The 20,906-nt window shown below is 60.0% G+C and carries 24 protein-coding genes; 10 read left to right on the top strand and 14 right to left on the bottom strand.

From position 1 onward, the window contains the following. Positions 1–8 precede the first annotated feature (8 nt). Complete coding sequence (gene dxs, locus AC1ME2_RS16755) at positions 9–1,916, top strand: 1-deoxy-D-xylulose-5-phosphate synthase (protein WP_480435407.1); 1,908 nt, start codon at positions 9–11, stop codon at positions 1,914–1,916. A gap of 71 nt (positions 1,917–1,987) precedes the next feature. Further along, positions 1,988–3,871 carry a TonB-dependent receptor domain-containing protein gene (locus AC1ME2_RS16750; RefSeq protein ID WP_480435406.1) on the top strand — a complete coding sequence of 628 codons (1,884 nt, stop codon included), beginning with the start codon at positions 1,988–1,990 and terminating at the stop codon, positions 3,869–3,871. A 233-nt stretch (positions 3,872–4,104) separates the two neighbouring features. On the opposite strand, the gene AC1ME2_RS16745 is transcribed toward AC1ME2_RS16750, so the two are convergent. The 11 genes from AC1ME2_RS16745 to nrdR all read right to left on the bottom strand — a co-directional run bounded on the left by AC1ME2_RS16745 (position 4,105) and on the right by nrdR (position 12,147). Next, a complete protein-coding gene (locus AC1ME2_RS16745; RefSeq protein WP_480435404.1) occupies positions 4,105–4,902 on the bottom strand; it encodes a cobalamin-binding protein in 798 nt (265 codons plus the stop codon). Beyond that, a complete protein-coding gene (locus tag AC1ME2_RS16740; protein ID WP_480435402.1) occupies positions 4,902–5,321 on the bottom strand; it encodes an MFS transporter in 420 nt (139 codons plus the stop codon). Before AC1ME2_RS16740 ends, AC1ME2_RS16745 begins: the two co-directional genes overlap by 1 nt. Then, positions 5,318–5,935, bottom strand: coding sequence for a GTP cyclohydrolase II (gene ribA, locus AC1ME2_RS16735; protein ID WP_480435400.1), 618 nt, complete (start codon positions 5,933–5,935; stop codon positions 5,318–5,320). Before ribA ends, AC1ME2_RS16740 begins: the two co-directional genes overlap by 4 nt. Positions 5,936–6,074: 139 nt before the next feature. After that, complete coding sequence (locus AC1ME2_RS16730; protein ID WP_480435398.1) at positions 6,075–6,578, bottom strand: phosphatidylglycerophosphatase A family protein; 504 nt, start codon at positions 6,576–6,578, stop codon at positions 6,075–6,077. Beyond that, positions 6,575–7,540 carry a thiamine-phosphate kinase gene (thiL, locus tag AC1ME2_RS16725; protein ID WP_480435396.1) on the bottom strand — a complete coding sequence of 322 codons (966 nt, stop codon included), beginning with the start codon at positions 7,538–7,540 and terminating at the stop codon, positions 6,575–6,577. The genes AC1ME2_RS16730 and thiL overlap by 4 nt, the downstream gene beginning before the upstream one ends. Positions 7,541–7,610: 70 nt before the next feature. After that, positions 7,611–8,108: a transcription antitermination factor NusB gene (nusB, locus tag AC1ME2_RS16720; RefSeq protein WP_480435394.1), complete on the bottom strand. Its 498-nt coding sequence runs from the start codon at positions 8,106–8,108 to the stop codon at positions 7,611–7,613. Then, positions 8,105–8,581, bottom strand: a complete 477-nt coding sequence (gene ribH, locus AC1ME2_RS16715) for a 6,7-dimethyl-8-ribityllumazine synthase (RefSeq protein ID WP_480435392.1) — start codon at positions 8,579–8,581, stop codon at positions 8,105–8,107. Before ribH ends, nusB begins: the two co-directional genes overlap by 4 nt. Before the next feature lie 134 nt (positions 8,582–8,715). Further along, positions 8,716–9,807, bottom strand: coding sequence for a bifunctional 3,4-dihydroxy-2-butanone-4-phosphate synthase/GTP cyclohydrolase II (gene ribBA / locus AC1ME2_RS16710; RefSeq protein WP_480435390.1), 1,092 nt, complete (start codon positions 9,805–9,807; stop codon positions 8,716–8,718). An 18-nt stretch (positions 9,808–9,825) separates the two neighbouring features. Continuing rightward, positions 9,826–10,494 (bottom strand): riboflavin synthase, encoded by a 669-nt coding sequence (locus AC1ME2_RS16705; RefSeq protein WP_480435388.1) that lies wholly within the window; start codon positions 10,492–10,494, stop codon positions 9,826–9,828. A 46-nt stretch (positions 10,495–10,540) separates the two neighbouring features. Continuing rightward, positions 10,541–11,641, bottom strand: a complete 1,101-nt coding sequence (gene ribD / locus AC1ME2_RS16700) for a bifunctional diaminohydroxyphosphoribosylaminopyrimidine deaminase/5-amino-6-(5-phosphoribosylamino)uracil reductase RibD (RefSeq protein ID WP_480442171.1) — start codon at positions 11,639–11,641, stop codon at positions 10,541–10,543. A 41-nt stretch (positions 11,642–11,682) separates the two neighbouring features. Further along, complete coding sequence (gene nrdR / locus AC1ME2_RS16695; protein WP_480435386.1) at positions 11,683–12,147, bottom strand: transcriptional regulator NrdR; 465 nt, start codon at positions 12,145–12,147, stop codon at positions 11,683–11,685. Positions 12,148–12,375: 228 nt separating this feature from the next. Between nrdR and AC1ME2_RS16690 the strand changes: the two genes are divergently transcribed. The 3 genes from AC1ME2_RS16690 (at position 12,376) to trxA (ending at position 14,427) form a co-directional block, all read left to right on the top strand. Beyond that, positions 12,376–12,825, top strand: coding sequence for a hypothetical protein (locus AC1ME2_RS16690; protein ID WP_480435384.1), 450 nt, complete (start codon positions 12,376–12,378; stop codon positions 12,823–12,825). Continuing rightward, positions 12,822–13,484, top strand: coding sequence for a class I SAM-dependent methyltransferase (locus AC1ME2_RS16685; RefSeq protein ID WP_480435382.1), 663 nt, complete (start codon positions 12,822–12,824; stop codon positions 13,482–13,484). The genes AC1ME2_RS16690 and AC1ME2_RS16685 overlap by 4 nt, the downstream gene beginning before the upstream one ends. Before the next feature lie 70 nt (positions 13,485–13,554). After that, complete coding sequence (gene trxA, locus AC1ME2_RS16680) at positions 13,555–14,427, top strand: thioredoxin (RefSeq protein WP_480435380.1); 873 nt, start codon at positions 13,555–13,557, stop codon at positions 14,425–14,427. Here the strand turns inward: trxA and AC1ME2_RS16675 are convergent. Continuing rightward, the gene (locus tag AC1ME2_RS16675; protein WP_480435378.1) at positions 14,424–14,765 is read right to left on the bottom strand and encodes a hypothetical protein; all 342 of its coding nucleotides are present in this window, start codon (positions 14,763–14,765) and stop codon (positions 14,424–14,426) included. The two genes, trxA and AC1ME2_RS16675, sit on opposite strands and share 4 nt — an antisense overlap. A gap of 238 nt (positions 14,766–15,003) precedes the next feature. Between AC1ME2_RS16675 and AC1ME2_RS16670 the strand changes: the two genes are divergently transcribed. The 5 genes from AC1ME2_RS16670 to AC1ME2_RS16650 all read left to right on the top strand — a co-directional run bounded on the left by AC1ME2_RS16670 (position 15,004) and on the right by AC1ME2_RS16650 (position 18,948). Further along, positions 15,004–15,606: a DUF2796 domain-containing protein gene (locus AC1ME2_RS16670; protein WP_480435376.1), complete on the top strand. Its 603-nt coding sequence runs from the start codon at positions 15,004–15,006 to the stop codon at positions 15,604–15,606. 24 nt (positions 15,607–15,630) lie between these two features. Continuing rightward, entirely contained in the window at positions 15,631–16,341 is a 711-nt protein-coding gene (locus AC1ME2_RS16665; RefSeq protein WP_480435374.1) for an ABC transporter ATP-binding protein, read from the top strand. Position 16,342: 1 nt separating this feature from the next. Next, entirely contained in the window at positions 16,343–17,608 is a 1,266-nt protein-coding gene (locus AC1ME2_RS16660; RefSeq protein ID WP_480435372.1) for an ABC transporter permease, read from the top strand. Positions 17,609–17,619: 11 nt separating this feature from the next. Next, on the top strand, positions 17,620–18,156 hold the full coding sequence (locus AC1ME2_RS16655; RefSeq protein WP_480435370.1) for a DUF3299 domain-containing protein: 537 nt from the start codon (positions 17,620–17,622) through the stop codon (positions 18,154–18,156). 105 nt (positions 18,157–18,261) lie between these two features. After that, positions 18,262–18,948 carry an OmpW/AlkL family protein gene (locus tag AC1ME2_RS16650; protein ID WP_480435368.1) on the top strand — a complete coding sequence of 229 codons (687 nt, stop codon included), beginning with the start codon at positions 18,262–18,264 and terminating at the stop codon, positions 18,946–18,948. A gap of 62 nt (positions 18,949–19,010) precedes the next feature. Here the strand turns inward: AC1ME2_RS16650 and AC1ME2_RS16645 are convergent, their stop codons facing one another. Together AC1ME2_RS16645 and AC1ME2_RS16640 are read right to left on the bottom strand one after the other, a co-directional pair. Then, entirely contained in the window at positions 19,011–19,940 is a 930-nt protein-coding gene (locus AC1ME2_RS16645; RefSeq protein ID WP_480435366.1) for an NAD-dependent epimerase/dehydratase family protein, read from the bottom strand. Further along, positions 19,933–20,817 (bottom strand): sugar nucleotide-binding protein, encoded by an 885-nt coding sequence (locus tag AC1ME2_RS16640; RefSeq protein ID WP_480435364.1) that lies wholly within the window; start codon positions 20,815–20,817, stop codon positions 19,933–19,935. Before AC1ME2_RS16640 ends, AC1ME2_RS16645 begins: the two co-directional genes overlap by 8 nt. Positions 20,818–20,906: the final 89 nt, after the last annotated feature.

The following is a 20,906-nucleotide window of genomic DNA, read 5'->3' as shown; positions in this document are numbered from 1 at the left end:
TTCGCCTGATGCCCACGACGTTCAAAGAGATTCCCCGCGAGCGCCCGACTACGCCCCTGCTCGACCGCGCAGCAACGCCAGATGGCTTGCGTCGGTTGGCAGAGGCTGAGCTGGAAACCCTGGCCGATGAACTGCGCCAGGAGCTGCTCTACACCGTAGGTCAGACCGGCGGGCATTTCGGTGCTGGCTTGGGTGTCATCGAGCTGACGGTCGCGCTGCACTATGTCTTCGATACACCGGACGACCGCCTGGTCTGGGACGTGGGCCATCAGGCCTATCCACACAAAATCCTGACGGGCCGTCGGCACCGGATGGGCAGCCTGCGCCAAAAGGACGGCATCGCAGCCTTCCCGCGTCGCAGCGAGAGCGAGTACGACACCTTTGGCGTCGGCCACTCCAGCACCTCTATCAGCGCAGCGCTGGGCATGGCCCTGGCTTCCCGCCTGCAAGGCAGCTCGCGCAAGACCATCGCCGTGATCGGTGACGGCGCGCTGACCGCCGGTATGGCCTTCGAGGCGCTGAACCATGCGCCGGAAGTGGCCGCCGACATGCTGGTGATCCTCAACGACAACGACATGTCGATCTCGCGCAACGTCGGTGGGCTGTCGAATTACCTGGCGAAAATCCTCTCCAGTCGCACGTATGCAAGCATGCGTGAAGGCAGTAAAAAAGTACTGTCGCGCCTGCCTGGCGCCTGGGAAATCGCCCGCCGTACCGAAGAATACGCAAAAGGCATGCTGGTCCCCGGCACCTTGTTCGAAGAGCTGGGCTGGAATTATATCGGCCCGATCGACGGCCATGACCTGCCGACACTGATCGCGACCTTGCGCAACATGCGTGACCTTAAAGGCCCGCAGTTCCTGCACGTCGTGACCAAAAAAGGCAAAGGCTTCGCCCCGGCGGAGGCTGACCCGATCGGCTACCACGCGATCACAAAGCTGGAGCCGCTGGACGCCCCTGCCGTTGCGCCGAAAAAAGCCAGCGGGCCGAAGTATTCCGGTGTGTTTGGCCAATGGCTGTGCGATATGGCGCGAGCCGATTCACGCCTGGTCGGCATCACGCCAGCCATGAAAGAAGGCTCGGACCTGGTCGAGTTCAGCGAACGCTACCCGGCGCGCTACTTCGACGTCGCTATCGCCGAGCAGCACGCGGTCACGCTGGCTGCGGGCATGGCCTGCGAAGGCGCCAAGCCGGTGGTGGCTATCTACTCCACCTTCCTGCAACGCGGCTATGACCAGTTGATCCATGACGTGGCCGTGCAGAATCTCGACGTCCTGTTCGCCATCGACCGCGCAGGTCTGGTGGGCGAAGACGGCCCGACCCATGCAGGCAGCTTCGACCTGTCTTACCTGCGCTGCATTCCCGGCATGCTGGTCATGACCCCCAGCGACGAGAATGAACTGCGCAAAATGCTCAGCACCGGCTACCTGTATTCAGGCCCGGCGGCAGTGCGCTACCCACGCGGCACCGGCCCGAATGCAGTGATCGACAGCAGCCTTGAGCCGCTGGAAATCGGCAAGGGCGTGGTTCGTCGCACCGGTCAGAACGTCGCGATACTGGTGTTTGGCGTGCAACTGGCCGAAGCCCTCAAGGTCGCTGAAACGCTGAACGCCACGGTGGTCGACATGCGTTTCGTCAAACCCCTGGATGAAGCGTTGGTTCGAGAGATGGCGGCCAGCCATGAGCTGCTCGTGACGATCGAAGAAAACGCGATCATGGGTGGCGCTGGCTCTGCGGTCAGCGAATTTCTCGCCCGCGAAAACATCCTCAAGTCAGTGTTGCACCTGGGCTTGCCGGACAGCTATGTCGAACACGCCAAGCCCGCGCAAATGCTGGCTGAATGCGGGTTGGACACGACGGGTATCGAAGCATCGATCCAACAGCGTCTGCACCTGATCGAACAGGCTTCACGCTAAGCCTGCCCCTTTGAAACCGCGCACGACTCGTTAACCCGTGTCGTGCGTCGGCTTTGCTTTATGCGACCCCAATGACTCTGCGCAACCTTGCCCTGACCCTTTCGTTATTGCCTGCCGCTGAAGCACTGGCCGATACCCCTGAGCGCGACGCCGCGCTGAAATTGCCGGACATGCTGATCAGCGCCAACCGCCAGGTTGAAGAGCGCAGCGCCAGTAGCGCCGCGAGCAACGTGTTCACCCGCGACGACATTGAGCGCCTGCAACCCACCAGCGTCACCGACCTGCTCAGCCGCGTACCCGGCGTGCAGGTGGCGCCCAGCGGCGGTCGCGGCAGTCTTCCGGGAATTTACATTCGCGGCACCAAGTCGGCGCAAAGTCTGGTGTTGGTTGATGGACAACGCATCGCCAACGCCACCTCGGCTGACAGCAACCTGCAGTTTCTCAACGTCGATCAGATCGAGCGGGTGGAAGTGCTGCGCGGTTCACGCGCGGTGATCTATGGCGCGGACGCGATTGGCGGGGTGATTCAGATCTTTACCCGGCGGGGTGCTGAGCAGGGTCTGGAACCGCGCCTGAAGGTGGGTTACGGCAGCAACAACAGTTGGCAGCGCAGCATGGGACTGTCCGGTGGTGATCAGCAGACCCATTTCAATCTTGGCGCCAGCCTTGATGAAAGTGCCGGGATCAACCGAACCCAGCAGTCTTTCGCCAGCGACGGCGATAACGATGCCTATCGCAACAAGTCGCTGAGCCTGAACCTCAGCCATCAGCTCGACGAGGATGTCGAAATCGGCCTGAACCTGCTGGATAACCGGGGCAAGACCGAATTCGACAACAGCTTCGGCCGCTTCGACGCCACCACGCAGAGCAGTGTTGGGCAAAAACCGTACAGTGAGTTCGACCTGAGCAGCATCGGCACGTATGTCGACGTGAGACTCAGCGAGCACTGGAAATCCCGCCTGGAGCTGGGCCACAGCGAAAACCGCGAAAAGTCCCTCGACACCCTCAGCGATGAACGCAGCGTCTTCAACACCTACCGCGACTCGGCCAACTGGCAGAACACCCTGACGTTCACTGATCGGCACAGCCTGATACTGGGCGCCGACTGGTACGAAGACCGGGTCAACAGCAGCACGGCATTCGATGAGGACAGCCGTTGGAATCGTGCAGCGTTTATCCAGCATCGCTATCAGAGCGAACGTTTTTCAACGGAACTGGGATTGCGTCGCGATCAGAACCAGCAGTTCGGCGGGCAGAACACCTGGAGTGGCACGCTGACTGTGCCGGTTAATCCCGACAACGATGTGCTGCTTTCGTACAGCGAAGGGTTTCGTGCGCCAACCTTTAACGACCTGTATTACCCCGACTTCAGCAACCCCAACCTGAAGCCCGAGCACTCAAAAAGTTACGAACTGCAATGGCGCAGCCGCCTGACCGAGACCAGTCGCCTGGAAGCGTCGCTGTACCGCACCGACTTGCAGGACGCGATTGCGCTGGACAGCAACTACCGCCCGCAAAACCTCGGCTCGGCGCGAATCAACGGCGTCGAAGCCGCGCTGCACCAGGAGCTGTTCGGCTGGCAGAGCAGCCTGGGGTTATCCATTATCGACCCGCGTGACCGTGACACCGGCCACACCCTGAACCGCCGTGCTCGGCGGACGCTCAGTCTGGACGTGGATCGTCAGTTCGACCAACTGGGCCTCGGCGCCACGTGGCAAGCCTTCAGCCACAGCTACAACGACGAGAACAATCTGCAGCCCATCGGCGGCTACGCCCTGCTTGGCTTACGCAGCAGTTGGAGGGTGAGCAATGAAATCAAACTGGACCTGAAACTCGATAACGCCCTGGACAGACGCTACAGCCGAACGCTCTACAGCTTCGAAGGCAGCAACTACGGCTATCGCGAAGAAGGTCGCACCTGGATGCTGGGCCTGACCTGGACACCCGCGCTGTAAACACTGAAACGATCAGAGTCGCCAGACACCTCTCGCAACGCACCTATTCGCAGCGGGACGCGTAGTTGCAAGCCTGCTCCCACAGGATGCAGGAACACCGCAGCCCCACTGTGGGAGCAGGCTTGCCTGCGAAGAGGCCGGTCGTGTAAAGAAGAGCGTCATGACTTGCGGAATATTTGAGCCTGATCCAACGCTTTCGCAGCGGACGCGGTGCACCTGACAACCCGCCATCGTTACCGCTCCGGCGCCATCACCGCGCAGAGTTTTTCGAGGGCGCCGAGCATTTGTCCGCTGGGGCGCTCCAGGCCGTTATCCGGAACCTGCAACAGCTGGTGATGAGCAACGGCCGTGACCTGTGGCCACGCACGCCAGGCATCGAGCTGTGCGGTGCTGCTTGCCAGGATGATATCGGGATTACGTTGCAGCACCGACTCCAGGCTGACCTGCGGTGCCGGAAGCGGTAGGTCGGCAAACACATTTTCACCCCCACAGACCTTCAGCGCATCGCTGATGATCTGCCCGCCGCCAACGGTGTACAGCGGCCGGTCCCACACCTGATAGAACACCCGCAACGGTACATCGCGCCGGTAACGCTGGCGCAGTGTGTTCAACCGCGCACTAAACGCCTGAGCCATTCGTTGTCCGGCTTCCGCGCGCCCCAACTGCACCGCGACTTGCTCAAACTGAGCCGCCAACTGGTCGAGATTTTGCGGTTCGACAGTATAGGTCGGGATGCCCAGGTGCTTTAATTGCGTGCGCTGGGCAACCCCGACACTGCCGGGCCAGAGCAACAACAAATCGGGCTTGAGACTAAGCAGGCGCTCCATTTCCAACTGACCGTAGCGACCGACTGACGGCAACCCGGCCACCCTGGCCGGACGTTCGCCACCATCGAGCACGCCAACCAGCAGGTCGCTTGCGCCCAGTTCGACAACGATTTCAGTGAGGGATGGCGCAAGGCTGACCACCCGTTCGACAGCCTGTGTCGGACTGACGAACGCCAGCAGCAGGCATGCGAAGAGCCGGTTCATTAGCCCAATTGGCGGGGGATGCGATAGAGGTACAGCAGCACCACACTGGAAAACCCCAACAGAAACAGCGGCACCGCTTCCAGCCCGACGAATACCGCCAGAGCGGCGATCCATGCAGGCAGACCGGCAGCCAGAAAAGCGCTACGCCGACGCGCGGCCAATTCGATCCAGGCAGCGGGCTCTTCAGGGGTATTCAGGGCTTTTTCAGTGGCGATCAAGGCGCGCTTGTAGGCGCCAAAGAAGCGCAAGCTGACAAACATCGATGCGATGCCAGCAATGAACATCGGCATTGCCAGCACGGGAATAATGGGTTCACTGCTGCCGAAAAACCCATTGACGACAAGCAGCGGGGCCAGCGTCAGGAATAGTTGCCACCACCAGGCCAGCGCCAACCGACGACGTACATTGTTTCGCGTCACGCGTGATCAGCCTCGTCCAGGTGCTCGTTGCCCATCATGTGCCCGAGCTTGCCGGCCTTGGTCGCCAGATACACCTTGTTATGCGGGTTATGCCCGGTGTGCAGCGGCACGCGCTCGGTAACGGTAATCCCCATGTCGGTCAAGGCTTTGACCTTACGCGGGTTGTTGGTCATCAAGCGCAGGGATTTGACACCCATGTGCTGGAGCATTGGCAGGCAGATCGCGTAATCCCGCTGATCAGCAGCAAAGCCCAGACGTTCGTTGGCTTCAACGGTATCAGCCCCGCCGTCCTGCAATTCATAGGCGCGAATCTTGTTCAACAAGCCGATGCCGCGACCTTCCTGACGTAAATACAGCAACACACCACGGCCTTCGGCAGCGATGGCACGCAATGCAGCTTCAAGTTGCGAGCCACAATCGCAGCGCTGACTGAACAGGGCATCACCGGTCAGGCATTCGGAATGCAATCGGCCCAGGACTGGCTCGCCATCAGCCACGTCACCGAGACTGAGAACAATGTGCTCGCGCCCGGTTGCCGACTCGAGAAAGCCATGCATGGTGAATTGCGCAAAAGGGGTAGGCAGCTTGGAAGCGGCAACAAAGACGACGGGCACCGTTGTGCTCCTGATCATGATGGGACTGGAGATTCGCAGAGGCAGCATTGTAACAGCAGCGTCCTACAGACGCTTAGGCTGAATTATCACCTATCAAGATCGAGATGCTCGATCAATGGTCCGGAGACATCTATCACCGTTAAACAAATGCCCACACTAACGCCTGCAGGCACAACCAGGCAAAAACGCCGGCCAGCACATCATCGAGCATGATTCCCAGGCCGCCCTGTACGTGTTTATCGATCCAGCTAATCGGCCACGGCTTGAGGATGTCGAAGAAGCGGAACAGCAAAAAACCCGCCAGTAGCCAATACCACCCTTCAGGTACCAGCCAAAGGGTTATCCACATGCCGACCATTTCATCCCAGACGATGCCCTCGTGGTCGTGCACGCGCAGGTCATCGGCCACCTTGCCGCACAGCCAGAAGCCGAACAGTATGGTGATGCCCAGCATCAGCCAATAGCCCCAATCGGGCAGCATCTGCCACAGGGGAATGAACGGCAGTGCGACCAGCGAACCCCAGGTACCCGGAGCCTTGGGCAACGTACCGGAGCCGAAACCAAACGCCAGAAAATGCCAGGGATTGGTCCACACCGAAGGTGGGACGCGATCCGCCGGCTGTTGCTTAGAATGATCTGTCACGGAGTCTCCTGAAAGTGTTGATAGCCCCGAATCAACGGGGTGACATCCTGTCCATCGGCATCGACCACGGTCACACCCTGCCCTGCCACGACCCGGCCGACCACGTGCACCGACAACCCTGCGGCGAGTAACCCGGCCAGGTGCGCTGCTGGCAACGTAAACGCCAGCACATAATCATCACCACCGCTGAGTGCCGCGTTCCGAGCGGCTTCCAGCCCAAGAAATGCTGTCAGTGACGCCGACAGCGGCACTGCATCCCGCTCGACCACCAGACCCACGCCGGACGCCTGAGCGATATGCCCGCAATCGGCCAATAACCCATCGGAGATATCCAGTGCCGCCGTGGCCTTGCCGCGCAAGGCTATCCCCAGCGCCAACTGTGGCTGCGGCGACCAGTAGTGCGCCAGCAATACCTGAGCAACAGACGCCTCGGCACTGCGCTGGCTCAACACCAGCGGCAAAGCACCCGCCGCATCGCCCAGCGGACCACCGACACACAGCAGATCACCCGGCCGGGCACCCCTGCGGGTCAGCGCCTGACCCGCAGGCACGCGCCCGAACACGGTCAGCGTCAGGGTCAAGGGCCCACGCGTGGTGTCGCCGCCCACCAGGCGCAACGCGCAGTTCTGCGCCATCAGGTTCAGGCCGCGCGCGAAGGCTTGCAGCCAGTCAGGATCGACGTCGGGCAGGGTCAGGGCCAGGGTGAACGCCAGCGGGGTTGCGCCCATGGCGGCCAAATCACTGGCAGCCACCGCAAGGGCGCGCTGGCCAAGTAAAAAGGGATCGCAGGCATCGGGGAAGTGCACCCCGGCAACCAGGGTGTCAGTAGAAATCGCCAACTGTTCGCCAGCGGGAACAGTCAGCAAGGCGCAGTCGTCGCCAATGCCCAATGCAACGCCCTCGCCCGCTTGCGCACACGGCGCAGCGGCGAAGAAATTGCGGATCAGCTCGAACTCACCCATAGGATGCACACGCCTGGAATCTGGAGTGGAAAGGTGCCGAACGATGATCAGGCACCGCCCACCCAGCGCCTCAGCGCTTGTAAGCCTTCACTTCGGCTTCGCGCAAGCGAGGAGCCAGTTTGTCCAGCACGCCATTGACGAACTTGTGGCCGTCAGTGGAGCCGTAGACTTTCGCCAGCTCGATGCCTTCGTTGATCACAACGCGATACGGCACGTCGACGCGCTTGAGCAGCTCGTAGGTGGACAGGCGCAAAATCGCCAGTTCAACCGGGTCGAGCTCTTCGATGGTGATGTCCAGGCAAGGCGCGAGGGCAGTATCGATCTCGGTCTTGTTGGACGGTACACCGTGCAGCAATTCGCGGAAATAGGTGCTGTCGACGTTAGTGAAGTCATTATCGACGCGAAACTGCGCCTCGATTTCATTGATCGAATGACTTGCCATGTGCCACTGATACAACGCCTGAGTCGCAAGCTGACGCGCTTCGCGACGCTTGGCGCTTTTGCTCTTGGCGACTGCAGGATCTTTTTCGTCGCGCGGGTTGAACTGGTCGCTTTCGTCGGAAATCATTTGGCCTCCAACTGTGCCAGCAGGCTGACCATTTCGATAGCGCACAGTGCAGCTTCAGCGCCTTTGTTACCGGCCTTGGTGCCGGAACGCTCAATGGCTTGCTCGATGGTGTCAACCGTCAGCACGCCGAAAGATACCGGCACGCCGAACTCCATGGAAACCTGAGACAGGCCTTTGACGCATTCGCCCGCCACGTATTCGAAGTGCGGAGTACCGCCACGGATCACAGCGCCCAGGGCAATGATCGCGACGTATTCGCTGCGTTGAGCAACTTTTTGCACCACCAACGGAATTTCGAAGGCACCCGGCGCGCGGATGATGGTGATATTGCTTTCGCTCACGCCATGGCGAACCAGTGCATCAACGGCACCGCTCACCAGGCTTTCGACGACGAAGCTGTTGAAACGGCCAACCACCAGGGCGTAGCGGCCTTGGGGAGCGATGAAGGTACCTTCGATGGTCTTCAGGGTCATTCGGGTGAGTCTCGTCTTAAAGAGCAAGCACGCCCGATCGGCGCGCTTTGAGGGATTTTAGGCCACCAATTGCAGACTGTCGGGCAGAAAGCATGAACGCCATAAGGTGTTCACGCGCACCGCCCAACCGGTCTTTATTCGGAGGGCACGTATTCTACAACTTCCAGATCGAAACCGGATATCGCATTGAACTTCATTGGCGAACTCATCAGGCGCATTTTACGCACGCCCAGGTCACGAAGAATCTGCGAACCGGCACCGACGATGCTGTAAGTGGTCGGGGTTTTCACGGGCACATTTTCGGCTGTGTCACGAATATGCGCGAGCAAGACGTCACCATTGAGCGGATGGCCCAGCAACAACACCACGCCACTGCCCGCCTCGGCGACCGCGACCATCGCAGCCCGCAGGCTCCAGCGGCCGGGCTGCTTGACCATCAGCAAGTCGCGCAACGGGTCCATGTTGTGAACGCGAACCAGGGTCGGCTCTTCGGCGCAGATGTTGCCCAGGGTCAGCGCCATGTGCACGTCACCTTCGACCGAATCGCGGTAGGTCACCAGGTTGAATTGGCCCAGTTCGCTGTCCAAAGGCTGCTCGGCAATCCGCTGAACGGTACGTTCGTGGATCATCCGGTAGTGAATCAGGTCGGCGATGGTGCCGATCTTGATCCCGTGCTGCTCAGCAAAAGCTTCGAGTTCAGCGCGACGGGACATGGTGCCGTCATCATTCATCACTTCGCAGATTACACCGCTCGGTTCGAAACCGGCCATGCGCGCCAAGTCGCAGGCAGCCTCGGTATGACCAGCGCGTGCGAGGGTACCGCCGGCCTGAGCCATCAGCGGGAAAATATGCCCAGGGCTGACGATATCCTCGGCCGTGGCATCCTTGGCAGCAGCGGCCTGCACCGTGCGAGCGCGGTCGGCGGCGGAGATACCGGTGGTAACGCCGGTAGCGGCTTCGATGGAGACCGTGAACTTGGTGCCAAAGCCGGAGTTATTGCGCGGCGCCATCAACGGTAGCTTGAGGATTTCGCAGCGTTCACGGCTCATCGGCATACAGATAAGGCCACGGGCGTGCTTTGCCATGAAGTTGATGTGCTCGGCCTTGCAGCACTCGGCGGCCATGATCAGGTCGCCTTCATTCTCACGGTCTTCGTCATCCATGAGGATGACCATTTTGCCCAGGCGGATGTCTTCAACCAGTTCTTCAATGCTGTTGAGCGCCACAAGGCACCCCCTTTCGGTTCAGGATTTAAGGTAGCCATTGGTGGCTAGAAAACTTTCGGTGATACCGCCTGATGAGTGGCTTGGCTCTGCGGCCTTGTCCCCCAGCAACAGACGCTCCAGATAACGTGCCAGCAAGTCCACTTCAAGGTTGACCTTACGACCCGGCCGGTAATCGGCCATGATCGTTTCAGCCAGGGTGTGCGGGACGATTGTCAGTTCAAACTCAGCGCCATTGACCGCGTTCACCGTCAGGCTGGTGCCGTCGACAGTGATCGAGCCTTTGTGCGAAATGTACTTGGCTAGTTCACGCGGCGCGCGAATGCGGAACTGGATAGCACGCGCATTTTCTGCGCGGGACAGGACTTCGCCAACACCGTCCACATGCCCGCTGACCAGATGACCACCCAGACGCGTCGTCGGCGTCAGGGCTTTCTCCAGATTGACCGGGCTACCGGTTTTGAGATCGACGAAGGCCGTGCAGTCGAGGGTTTCACGGCTGACATCGGCCCAGAAACCGTCGCCTGGCAACTCGACGGCGGTCAGGCAGACGCCGTTCACCGCAATGCTGTCGCCGAGTTTGACGTCGCTGAGATCGAGTTTGCCCGTGGCCACATAAACGCGGACATCACCGCCTTTGGGGGTCAGAGCGCGGATACTGCCGATGGATTCGATAATGCCGGTAAACATGTGGTCCTCCACGAGAACAAAGCCAACGCTGGGCGATGGCCGGAAATTATACGCCGCCAGCGGTCGCAGGGATGGCAATCACTCGCCAATCATCACCTACCGCGCGCATTTCAACGATTTTCAGCGCTGGCGCTTCACTCATCTGCGCCAACGGCAGATCGAGCAGCGGCCGAGCCGTTGAACCGAGAAACTTGCCGGCGATGTAAATCTGATACTCATCGACCAGCCCTAGCCGAGTGAATGCGCCTGCCAGTCGCGGCCCGGCCTCAATCAACACGTCATTAACGCCACGGGCGGCCAGTTCGACCATCAGCTTGCGCAGGTCAACATGGCCTTCGCTGCTGGCCAATGCCAGCATTTCATGGCCTTGGGCGTGATAACGCTCACGCGCTTCAGCGGCCGCGCAGGTCACGACCAGCGTATTGCCAGCCTGAAAAAATGGCGCGTCGAGGGGCACGCGCAGGCGCCCGTCGATCAATACGCGCAGCGGTGGTCGGGTGACAGCCAGTGCGGTCATCTCGGCATCCAGGCCCAGCTCATCCGGGCGCACGGTCAGGCGCGCACCGTCTGCCAACACGGTGTCGGCGCCGGTCAGCACCACGCTCGATTGCGCACGCAAACGTTGCACCGCAGAACGCGCGGCAGGGCCGGTGATCCATTGGCTTTCGCCGCTGGCCATGGCCGTTCGCCCGTCGAGGCTCATCGCCAGCTTGACCCGCACATAAGGCAGGCCGTGCTCCATGCGCTTCAAGAAACCTTTGTTCAGTATTCGGGCTTCGCTTTCCAGCACGCCGCTCTGCACGGAGATCCCCGCGGCCATCAACCGCAGCAGGCCTTTTCCGGCAACATCGGGATTGGGGTCCTGCATGGCCGCAACTACTCGCGCGACACCGGCGTTGACCAACGCATCGGCACACGGCGGGGTACGGCCATGATGGCTGCAGGGCTCAAGGGTGACGTAGGCGGTGGCACCGCTGGCCTTGTCACCGGCCTGACGCAGCGCGTGCACTTCGGCATGCGGCTCGCCAGCGCGAACGTGCCAGCCTTCGCCAACGATGTGCCCATCACGCACGATCACGCAGCCGACCCGTGGGTTCGGGTGCGCGGTATAGATGCCCTTGCGCGCCAGTTCCAGCGCGCGCGCCATGTAATGGAGGTCGAGAGCGCTCTGCTCAGTCGAAGGCAGGCTCACTCTTTCACCGGCTCACGCGCCAGACGGTCAATTTCTTCGCGGAATTCATTGAGGTCCTGAAAGCGCCGGTAAACCGAGGCAAAGCGGATGTACGCCACTTCGTCGAGCTTCTGCAGCTCAGCCATCACAAGCTCACCGACCACCAAGGATTTAACCTCGCGCTCGCCGGTAGCCCGCAGCTTGTGCCTGATCCGCGCCAACGCGGCTTCCAGGAGTTCGACGCTGACCGGACGTTTTTCCAGCGCTCGCTGCATACCCGCGCGCAGTTTTTCTTCGTCAAAGGGCTGACGACTGCCGTCTTGCTTGATCAGACGAGGCAGCACCAGTTCGGCAGTTTCGAAGGTGGTGAAACGCTCACCGCAGGCCAGGCATTCTCGGCGGCGACGCACCTGTTCGCCCTCGGCGACGAGGCGCGAGTCGATGACCTTGGTGTCGTTGGCACCGCAAAAGGGACAGTGCATGGTGGCAGGCAACAAAAAAAGGGAGGGCCATGGTAGGGCGAGTCGTCATTTATTTCCAGCACCGCAATTAATTGCAGTGCTACCCCTGGCGCATCCCACCGGCGAGACAATACTTAGAGTTTGCGGTATATAGACGCGCGGCAGGCGGTATGAAATTTATACGGTTGGGCAATACTGCACGGCTTACCTCCGCCACCCCCTGATTTTTTTGTTTTGTTGGAGCCGTTCATGTCGCTACGACCGCTTTTTTTACTCAGTCTTGTCGGCCTGCTGGCCGCCTGTAGCAGTGGGACACCCAAACCTGTCGCGGCAAAACCACAACTGCCGCAGGTGGTTAAAGCCCCTGCTGGTCTCGGCCCGCTGATGCCCTATCAACGGGAACTGAGCGGCCAATTACTCGGCGTACCGGCCGGTGCGGAAGTCGAGCTGGCGCTGCTGGTGATTGATGACCGCAGTCGCCCGCAACGCCTGCTGGCCAGCACCACGCTGATTGGCAACAACAAAACCCTGCCGTTCCAGTTGCGCTTCAACCCTGACTCCTTCCCGGCCGGTGCGCGCGTCGAGCTGCGCGGTCGTGCCAGTCAGTCCGGCCAGTTGACACTGCACCTGCCGTCGGTGCGCATTAAAGAAGGCATCACTCAGGCGATGGGCTCGTTGCAATTCGTACCGGCGCCGTGACACTGCCGCATGACCTTCAACAGGCACTGAGCGAACTGCTCGGCGATGCGCAACTGGTCGCCACTGAGCTACCCGGCACCGCCCTGAAGCTATGGCTGATTGATGCCGACAACATGGATCGCGCCTTCAGCCCGGAAGAAACCCGGCGCATTCTTGAAGAACCCCCGTACTGGAGTTTCTGCTGGGCCAGCGGTCTGGCATTGGCGCGTTTTCTCGCCGAGCAACCACAGTGGGTGGCTGGCAAACGCGTGCTGGATTTCGGTTCAGGTTCTGGCGTAGCAGCGATTGCGGCGGTCAAAGCCGGCGCGCTGGAAGTGGTCGCCTGCGATCTGGACCCACTGGCCCTCGCCGCGTGCCAAGCGAATGCCCGGCTGAATGACGTGCAACTGAGTTACTCACCCGACTTTTTCGCCGAGACCGACCGCTTCGATCTGATCCTGGTGGCCGACGTACTGTATGACCGCGCCAACTTGCCGCTGCTGGATCATTTCCTCAGTCGCGGCCGCCAGGCATTGGTCGCCGACTCGCGGGTGCGCGACTTCCAGCATCCGGCTTATAAACGGTTGGCAATGCTTGAAGCCCATACCCTGCCCGATCTGGCCGAGCCTGCGGAGTTTCGCAACGTCAGCCTTTATCACGCTTGCCGCGACCCAGTCTGACGCGCCCCGCTTTCGACAAAGCGCCGGGACCTTTATAGTTGCCGACATTGAATGATTTCCGAGATGAGCGATGAGCCAGGACACCCCGTACATTTTCGACGCGACCACCGCCGACTTCGACCAACTGGTTATCCAGCAGTCATTCCTCACGCCGGTGCTGGTGGATTTCTGGGCTGAATGGTGCGCGCCGTGCAAAGCGATGATGCCGCTGCTCAAGCAAATCACCGAGGGCTACCAGGGCGAATTGCTGCTGGCCAAGGTCGATTGCGACGCCGAGCAGGACATCGTCGCCCGCTTCGGTATCCGCAGTCTGCCGACCGTGGTGCTGTTCAAGGACGGTCAGCCGGTAGACGGTTTTTCCGGTGCGCAACCGGAGTCGGCTATTCGTGCGATTCTGGAACCTCATGTGCAAATGCCGCCACCCGCCGCTGCCGATCCGCTGGAACAGGCGCAAGCGCTGTTCGCCGAAGGCCGGATCGCTGACGCTGAGGCGGTGCTGAAAGCATTGCTGGGCGAAGACAACACTAACGCGCTGGCGCTGATTCTGTACGCACGCTGCCTGGCTGAACGCGGCGAACTGGTGGAAGCGCAGAGCGTGCTCGATGCGGTCAGCGGTGACGCACACAAAGCCGCACTCGCCGGTGCGCGCGCGCAATTGACCTTTTTGCGCCAGGCTGCTGACCTGCCAGACGTCGCCGACCTGAAAACCCGCCTGGCGCAAAACCCTCAGGACGATGAAGCGGCTTATCAACTGGCGATTCAGCAACTGTCCCGCCAGCAATACGATGCTGCACTGGATGGCCTGCTGAAGCTGTTCATCCGCAACCGCAACTACGCCGAAGGCCTGGCGCACAAAACCTTGCTTCAGGTATTCGACCTGTTGGGCAACGATCACCCACTGGTGACCACTTACCGTCGCAAGCTGTTTGCCGCGCTGTATTAATTGACCCAGCGATAGAGCGGTGTGTCTGCGCCGCTCACGACGTTGACTTCAGTACTGTGGCGCAAGCGCACCAACAAGCGCTTTGCTGCGGCAGTGCTGCCCGTCAGGCCTTCCAATTGACTGAGCAAATCCGGCCCGCTCATTTGCCCGGCCTTGCGCAGCAATTCTTTGGCGATTTGCCAGACAGCGTCGTCTTGATTGACGGGCGCCACAGCGGCCTGCTCAGCCAAGGGTTTCGCCGCTTGCAATTGGGCACCCAACTGGGCCCAGTCGCCTTCATCCAATTCCAGGGTCAAGTCCACGGGCCAATCGCCGAGGGTTCCACGGATTCGCAACATGGTCTGTTTCCCTTATTCAGTGAACACCCAGTGTAGGAGTTGGCTTGCCTGCGATAAAGGCCGAAGGACTTTCCGACGGAGGTGAATCCAGCCTTTTTTGCGACCGCTGAGCGATCGATCGCGGGCAAGGACTGGGCGTCCCACGCGCCACATGGGAAACTCGGTGTATCATGCAGCAATAATTGTTATAAGATCACATAACAATTTTTCTCATCCATGCTGTACCCGGAGATTCTTTATGCGTCGTCTGTTGCTCGCCCTGCCCTTTGCCCTGCTTCCATTGGCCATTGCTCATGCCGCGGAAGAACAGGAGCATGCCAGTCTTGGCGCTCACGAACACGGGGTGGCACGGCTGGATGCAGTACTTGATGGCAAGACACTGGAGTTCGAACTGGACAGCCCGTCGATGAATATCGTCGGTTTCGAACACCTAGCCAGCACTGACGAAGACAAGGCCAAGGTCGCCGAAGCTCGTGAACTGCTGCTCAAGCCCCAGGCGCTGTTTAATCTGCCTACAGCGGCCAAGTGCTCGGTGGCAACGCAAAAGCTTAATAGCCCATTGTTTGGCGACAAACCCGATGCCGACGACCATGACGACGAAGATGAACATCACGATGATCACGCCAAGGGTGAGAGTGGGGAAGAACATCATCACGAGCACAGCGAGATTCATGCGCATTACCAGTTCGTGTGTGACACACCGTCCGCATTGAAAAAGCTCGACCTGGCGCAAATCTTCAAGACCTTTCCCGGCACTCATAAAATTCAGGTACAACTGATTGCCCCGAGCGGTCAGCAAGGTATTGAAGCAACGCCAGACAACGCCACGCTGAAGTTCTGATAACCACCTGTGAACATGCCTCAAATGACCCAAGCACTTATCGAACTGTCCGACCTGGGCTTTACCTGGCCCGGTCACGCGCCGTTGCTGGACATCCCGGAATTTCGCCTGGAACCGGGCGAAACTCTGTTTTTGAAAGGCCCCAGCGGCAGTGGCAAAACTACCTTGCTGGGGTTGTTGGGCGGCGTGCAGAAACCCAACAGAGGCAGCATTCGTCTGCTGGGTCAGGAGCTGACACAGCTGTCGGCTGGAGGCCGCGACCGTTTTCGGGTCGATCACACCGGTTATATTTTTCAACAGTTCAACCTGCTGCCGTTCCTGTCAGTGCGTGAAAACGTCGAGTTGCCCTGCCGCTTCTCCTCGCTGCGCACCGCGCGCGCGACCCAGCGGCATGGCAGTGTCGATCAGGCCGCCGCAACCCTGCTCGCGCACTTGGGCTTGAAGGACCCGGCGCTGCTGAGTCGCCGTGCAGACTCGTTGTCCATCGGCCAGCAACAACGGGTCGCAGCTGCCCGAGCACTGATCGGCCAGCCGGAACTGGTGATTGCCGACGAGCCGACGTCCGCACTGGACGCCGATGCCCGCGAGGCGTTTATTCGGCTGCTGTTCGCCGAGTGCCGCGAAGCCGGGGCCAGCCTGCTGTTCGTCAGCCATGACCAAAGCCTGGCGCCGCTGTTCGACCGTAACCTGTCGTTGTCCGAACTCAATCGCGCCGCCGTCGCCGCAGAGGTCTGAGATGTATTTGTTTCGCCTAGCCATGGCTAGTCTGGCTAACCGCCGCTTCACGGCCTTTCTCACCGCGTTCGCCATCGCCCTGTCGGTCTGCCTGTTGCTGGCCGTCGAGCGCGTGCGTACCGAGGCTCGTGCCAGTTTTGCCAGCACCATCAGCGGCACCGACCTGATCGTCGGCGCCCGGTCTGGCTCGATCAACCTGCTGCTGTATTCGGTGTTCCGCATCGGCAACGCCACCAATAACATCCGTTGGGACAGTTTCGAGCACTTCGCCAACGACCCTCATGTGAAGTGGGCGATCCCGATTTCCCTCGGTGACTCCCATCGCGGTTATCGGGTAATGGGTACCAACGAATCTTATTTCGAGCACTACCAGTTCGGCCGCCAGCAGCATCTGGAGTTGGCCGACGGTCGCCCATTCGCCACTGATCCCTTCGAAGTGGTGCTGGGCGCCGAAGTTGCCGACGCCTTGAAGTACAAGCTGGGAGATAAGCTGGTACTGGCTCACGGCGTCGCGGTCGTCAGCCTGGTCAAGCACGACGATAAGCCATTCACCGTGGTCGGGATTCTCAAACGCACCGGCACCCCAGTAGACCGCACGCTGCATATCAGCCTCGGCGGCATGGAGGCGATTCATATCGACTGGCACAACGGTGTGCCCGCCCATGGCGCCGGGCGCATCAGTGCCGATCAGGCACGCAACATGGACCTGACGCCAACGGCGATCACCGCGTTCATGCTCGGTCTGAACAGCAAAATCTCGACCTTCGCCGTGCAGCGCGATATCAATGAGTTCCGGGGCGAACCGATGCTGGCGATTCTGCCCGGCGTGGCCCTGCAGGAACTCTGGGGCCTGATGGGCACCGCCGAACAAGCGCTGTTCGTGATTTCGCTGTTCGTGGTGCTCACCGGATTGATCGGGATGCTCACGGCGATTCTGACCAGCCTCAATGAAAGAAGGCGTGAGATGGCAATCCTGCGCTCGGTGGGCGCTCGGCCTTGGCATATCGCCAGCTTACTGATACTCGAAGCTTTCGCCCTGGCCTTGGCCGGCGTGGTCAGCGGTCTGGTCCTGCTGTATGTCGGCATCGCAGGCGCGCAGGGTTACGTGCAATCCAATTACGGCCTGTTCTTGCCGCTGTCGCTGCCCACTGAATACGAGTGGACCCTACTCGGTGGTATTCTCTGCGCAGCGCTATTGATGGGTACTGTGCCGGCCTGGCGCGCCTATCGCCAATCGTTGGCGGACGGCCTGTCGATTCGTTTATAAGGACGTCCATCATGTCGCGCCCACTGCTTGCGCTGTTACTGCTGATCACCCCGCTGCTGGTCGCGACGCCACTGTGGGCGGCCCCGCCAAAAGACTTGACCTGGGCGCAGATGATCCCGCCGGATGCCCCGGTAATCGCCCCGCAAACGGCGCCGATCCACAACTTGTCCGGCATGGCCGATGCTTTGTCCGCCGAATCGGCGCCGGCCGCCAAGCAGCAGTCGCCGTCCGCGCCGGTGGTCAAATCACTGAACGGTCAGCAGATCAGGTTGCCAGGTTATATCGTGCCACTGGAAGTCACCGAAGAAGGCCGGGTGACCGAATTTTTGCTGGTACCGTACTTCGGCGCCTGCATCCACGTGCCGCCACCGCCCTCGAACCAGATCGTCTACGTCACCAGTAAGGTAGGGGTAAAGCTCGATGAGCTGTATCAGCCTTACTGGATCGAAGGCACCATGAAAGTCGAAGCTTCCACCAGCGAACTGGCCGATGCAGGCTACAAAATGCAAGCCGACAAGATTTACGTCTATGAGTTGCCTGAGTCCTGATGACTTTTTTGCGTCATGACAATTTCATTGAGCTGGGTCAAAAGGCCTAATCCAGACGCGCCCTACCATTAGCCATCGCCACAACTAATGTCTAATGGAGCCCACATGCATAAGTCACTGCTCAGCGCGTCCCTATTCGCGCTAGCGCTCAGCGCACCTCTCGTCGCAAATGCCCACGAAGCCGGCGATATCCTCGTCCGTGCCGGCGTGGCAAGAGTTTCCCCTGATGACTCTAGCGGAAATCTGAAACTCGACGGCACCAAAATTTCGGGCACGAAAGCGACCGTGGATGGCGATACTCAGCTCGGTCTCGCAGTGGCTTACATGCTCACAAACCACTTCGGCCTTGAGTTGCTGGCGGCTACGCCGTTCAAGCACACCGTCGCAGTTAAAGGCCTTGGCCCAGCATTGGATGGCAAGCTTGCAGACGTCAAACAATTGCCACCGACCTTGTCGTTGCAGTATTACCCGATGGAAACTACATCCAAGTTCCAGCCTTACGTTGGCGTCGGCTTGAACTACACCATGTTCTTCGGCTCAGACTTGACCAGCGAACGCAAGGCTGAAGGCTTCAGCAACCTGAAACTGAAGAATTCCGTCGGTTTGGCCGGTCAAATTGGCGCGGACTATATGCTGACAGACCACATCATGCTTAACGCCTCGGTCTGGTATGTCGATATCAACACCACCGCAACCGCAGACGGTCCGACCGCCCTGGGTGTTGGCCGCACCAAGGTCAATGTTGATATTGATCCATGGGTTTACATGGTCGGTGTTGGCTACAAGTTCTAACGTTCCCCACAAGGCACGTATAAAAAAAGGCACCTTCGCGGTGCCTTTTTTGTGTCGACGAATTAACGCCCGAGCAAGCGCGCCAGACCGACGCTGAGTGGCGTTGGCTCAGGAAAGTCGAAGCGTTCAAGCAAGCGCTGATTATTGGCCCGTGAATGGCGGATATCACCGGAACGCGCTGGCAAATAGCTGATCGCAGGCAAGTCGCCCAACACCTGCGACAAAGCCGTCAGCAGTTGATTCAAGGTGGTGGCCTGATTAAGGCCGACGTTGATTGCGCCAGCTTCAACGGCAGGCAGTTCCAGCGCTTGCACCAATATTGTCGCCAGATCACCGACGTAGACAAAATCCCGGGTTTGTTCACCATCGCCGAAAATCGCGATGGGCAGCCCTTTTTCAGCACGCTCACTGAAAATACTGATCACGCCCGAATACGGCGACGACGGGTCCTGACGCGGACCAAAGATATTGAAAAAACGGAACACTACCGGCTCCAGACCATGCTGGCGACGGTAGAAATCCAGGTAGTGCTCGCTCGACAATTTGTCTGAGGCGTAGGGCGTCAACGGTGACTTGGGCGTGTCTTCGAGGATCGATTCGCCTTCGCCATTATTGCCGTATACCGCCGCGCTGGAAGCAAACAGCACGCGCTTGATCCCCGCCTGACGCATGGCTTCGCACACGTTCAAGGTGCCGACGAAGTTACTTTGATGCGTACGCACCGGATCGTCCACCGAGGCTTGCACCGACGCCACCGCAGCCAAATGCGCCACGGCCTGGCAGCCGATGGCCGCGCAGGCGACCAATGCCGCATCGGCAACATCGCCTTCGATCAATTCGACACGCGGATTGTCTAGCGGCAGGTTACTGCGTTTGCCGGTGGACAGGTCGTCCAGAACACGTACCGCATAACCCTTGTCGAGCAAGGCATCAACCAGGTGCGAGCCAATGAAACCGGCGCCGCCGGTGACTAAAACAGGGGCATCAACCATGACGATAATAACGATCCAGTAGGCTTGGCAGGCCGGCACGCCAGGCGCGGGGCTTGATGCCAAAGGTATGGAGGATTTTCTTGCAGGCCAGCACCCCGTGTTGCGGCTCTTCGCTGGCATCGGGACTTGCGGCATGGGCTCGCGCCGTCGGCGCTTCAACGGCCAGTGGGTGCAGCAATCCAGCCTCGGTCAGGATCGCCTGACCCAACGCCAGTGGCGTCGTCGCTTCATGGCCTGCGTAGTGATAGGTGCCCCACAGCGGCGCCGCACAATCGAGTTGTTTGAGCACGGAAATGATCACCCGCGCCGCATCATCGACCGGTGTCGGGTTGCCGCGACGGTCATCGGCCATCAGTAATTCTTCGGCCAATTCAGCCCGGGCGAGGAAACGTCCGAGCACACCTTCGCGGCTGTCATCAAGCAGCCAACCGAAACGCAGGAGCACATGTTGCGGGCAGGTCGCGCGCACGCTTTGTTCGATCCGCCACAACGCCTGACCGCGCAGACCCAGCGGTACGGGTTCGTCTTTTTCACTGTAGGCAGTTGCCCGCGAGCCATCGAATACCCGATAGCTCGACGGTTGCAACAGCACGATGTTGTGGTGCTGGCACAGTTCGACGAGACGCTCGACAGCGCGTTCCTGACCAGCCAGACGTACCTCGCTTACTGTCTCCGCCTGAAACCAGTCGAAGTAATAGGCAAGATTAATCAAGGCATCAGGGCGGGTGTCGTCAAGCAGTTGCGTCAGGCTCGCAGGATCCCAACCGGCTTCCGGTGGACGCGGCGCAAGAAAGCCAATGTCTTCCTCGGCGCCGAGACGAATCAGCGCCTGCCCTAGGGCATTTCCGCCACCCAACAGCATAAGGCGCATTCGCATAAAGTCAGCATGCTCGGTATCAAAATGAGTTCAAAAAGCGTCAAAAAACGCCTGTAAACATAACACGTTGACGCTTATCCCCCAAGAGC

Source organism: Pseudomonas sp. ASL9 (assembly GCF_056680335.1).
The sequence above is the reverse complement of the archived record's forward strand: the minus strand, read 5'-3'. Positions and strand labels throughout refer to the sequence as shown.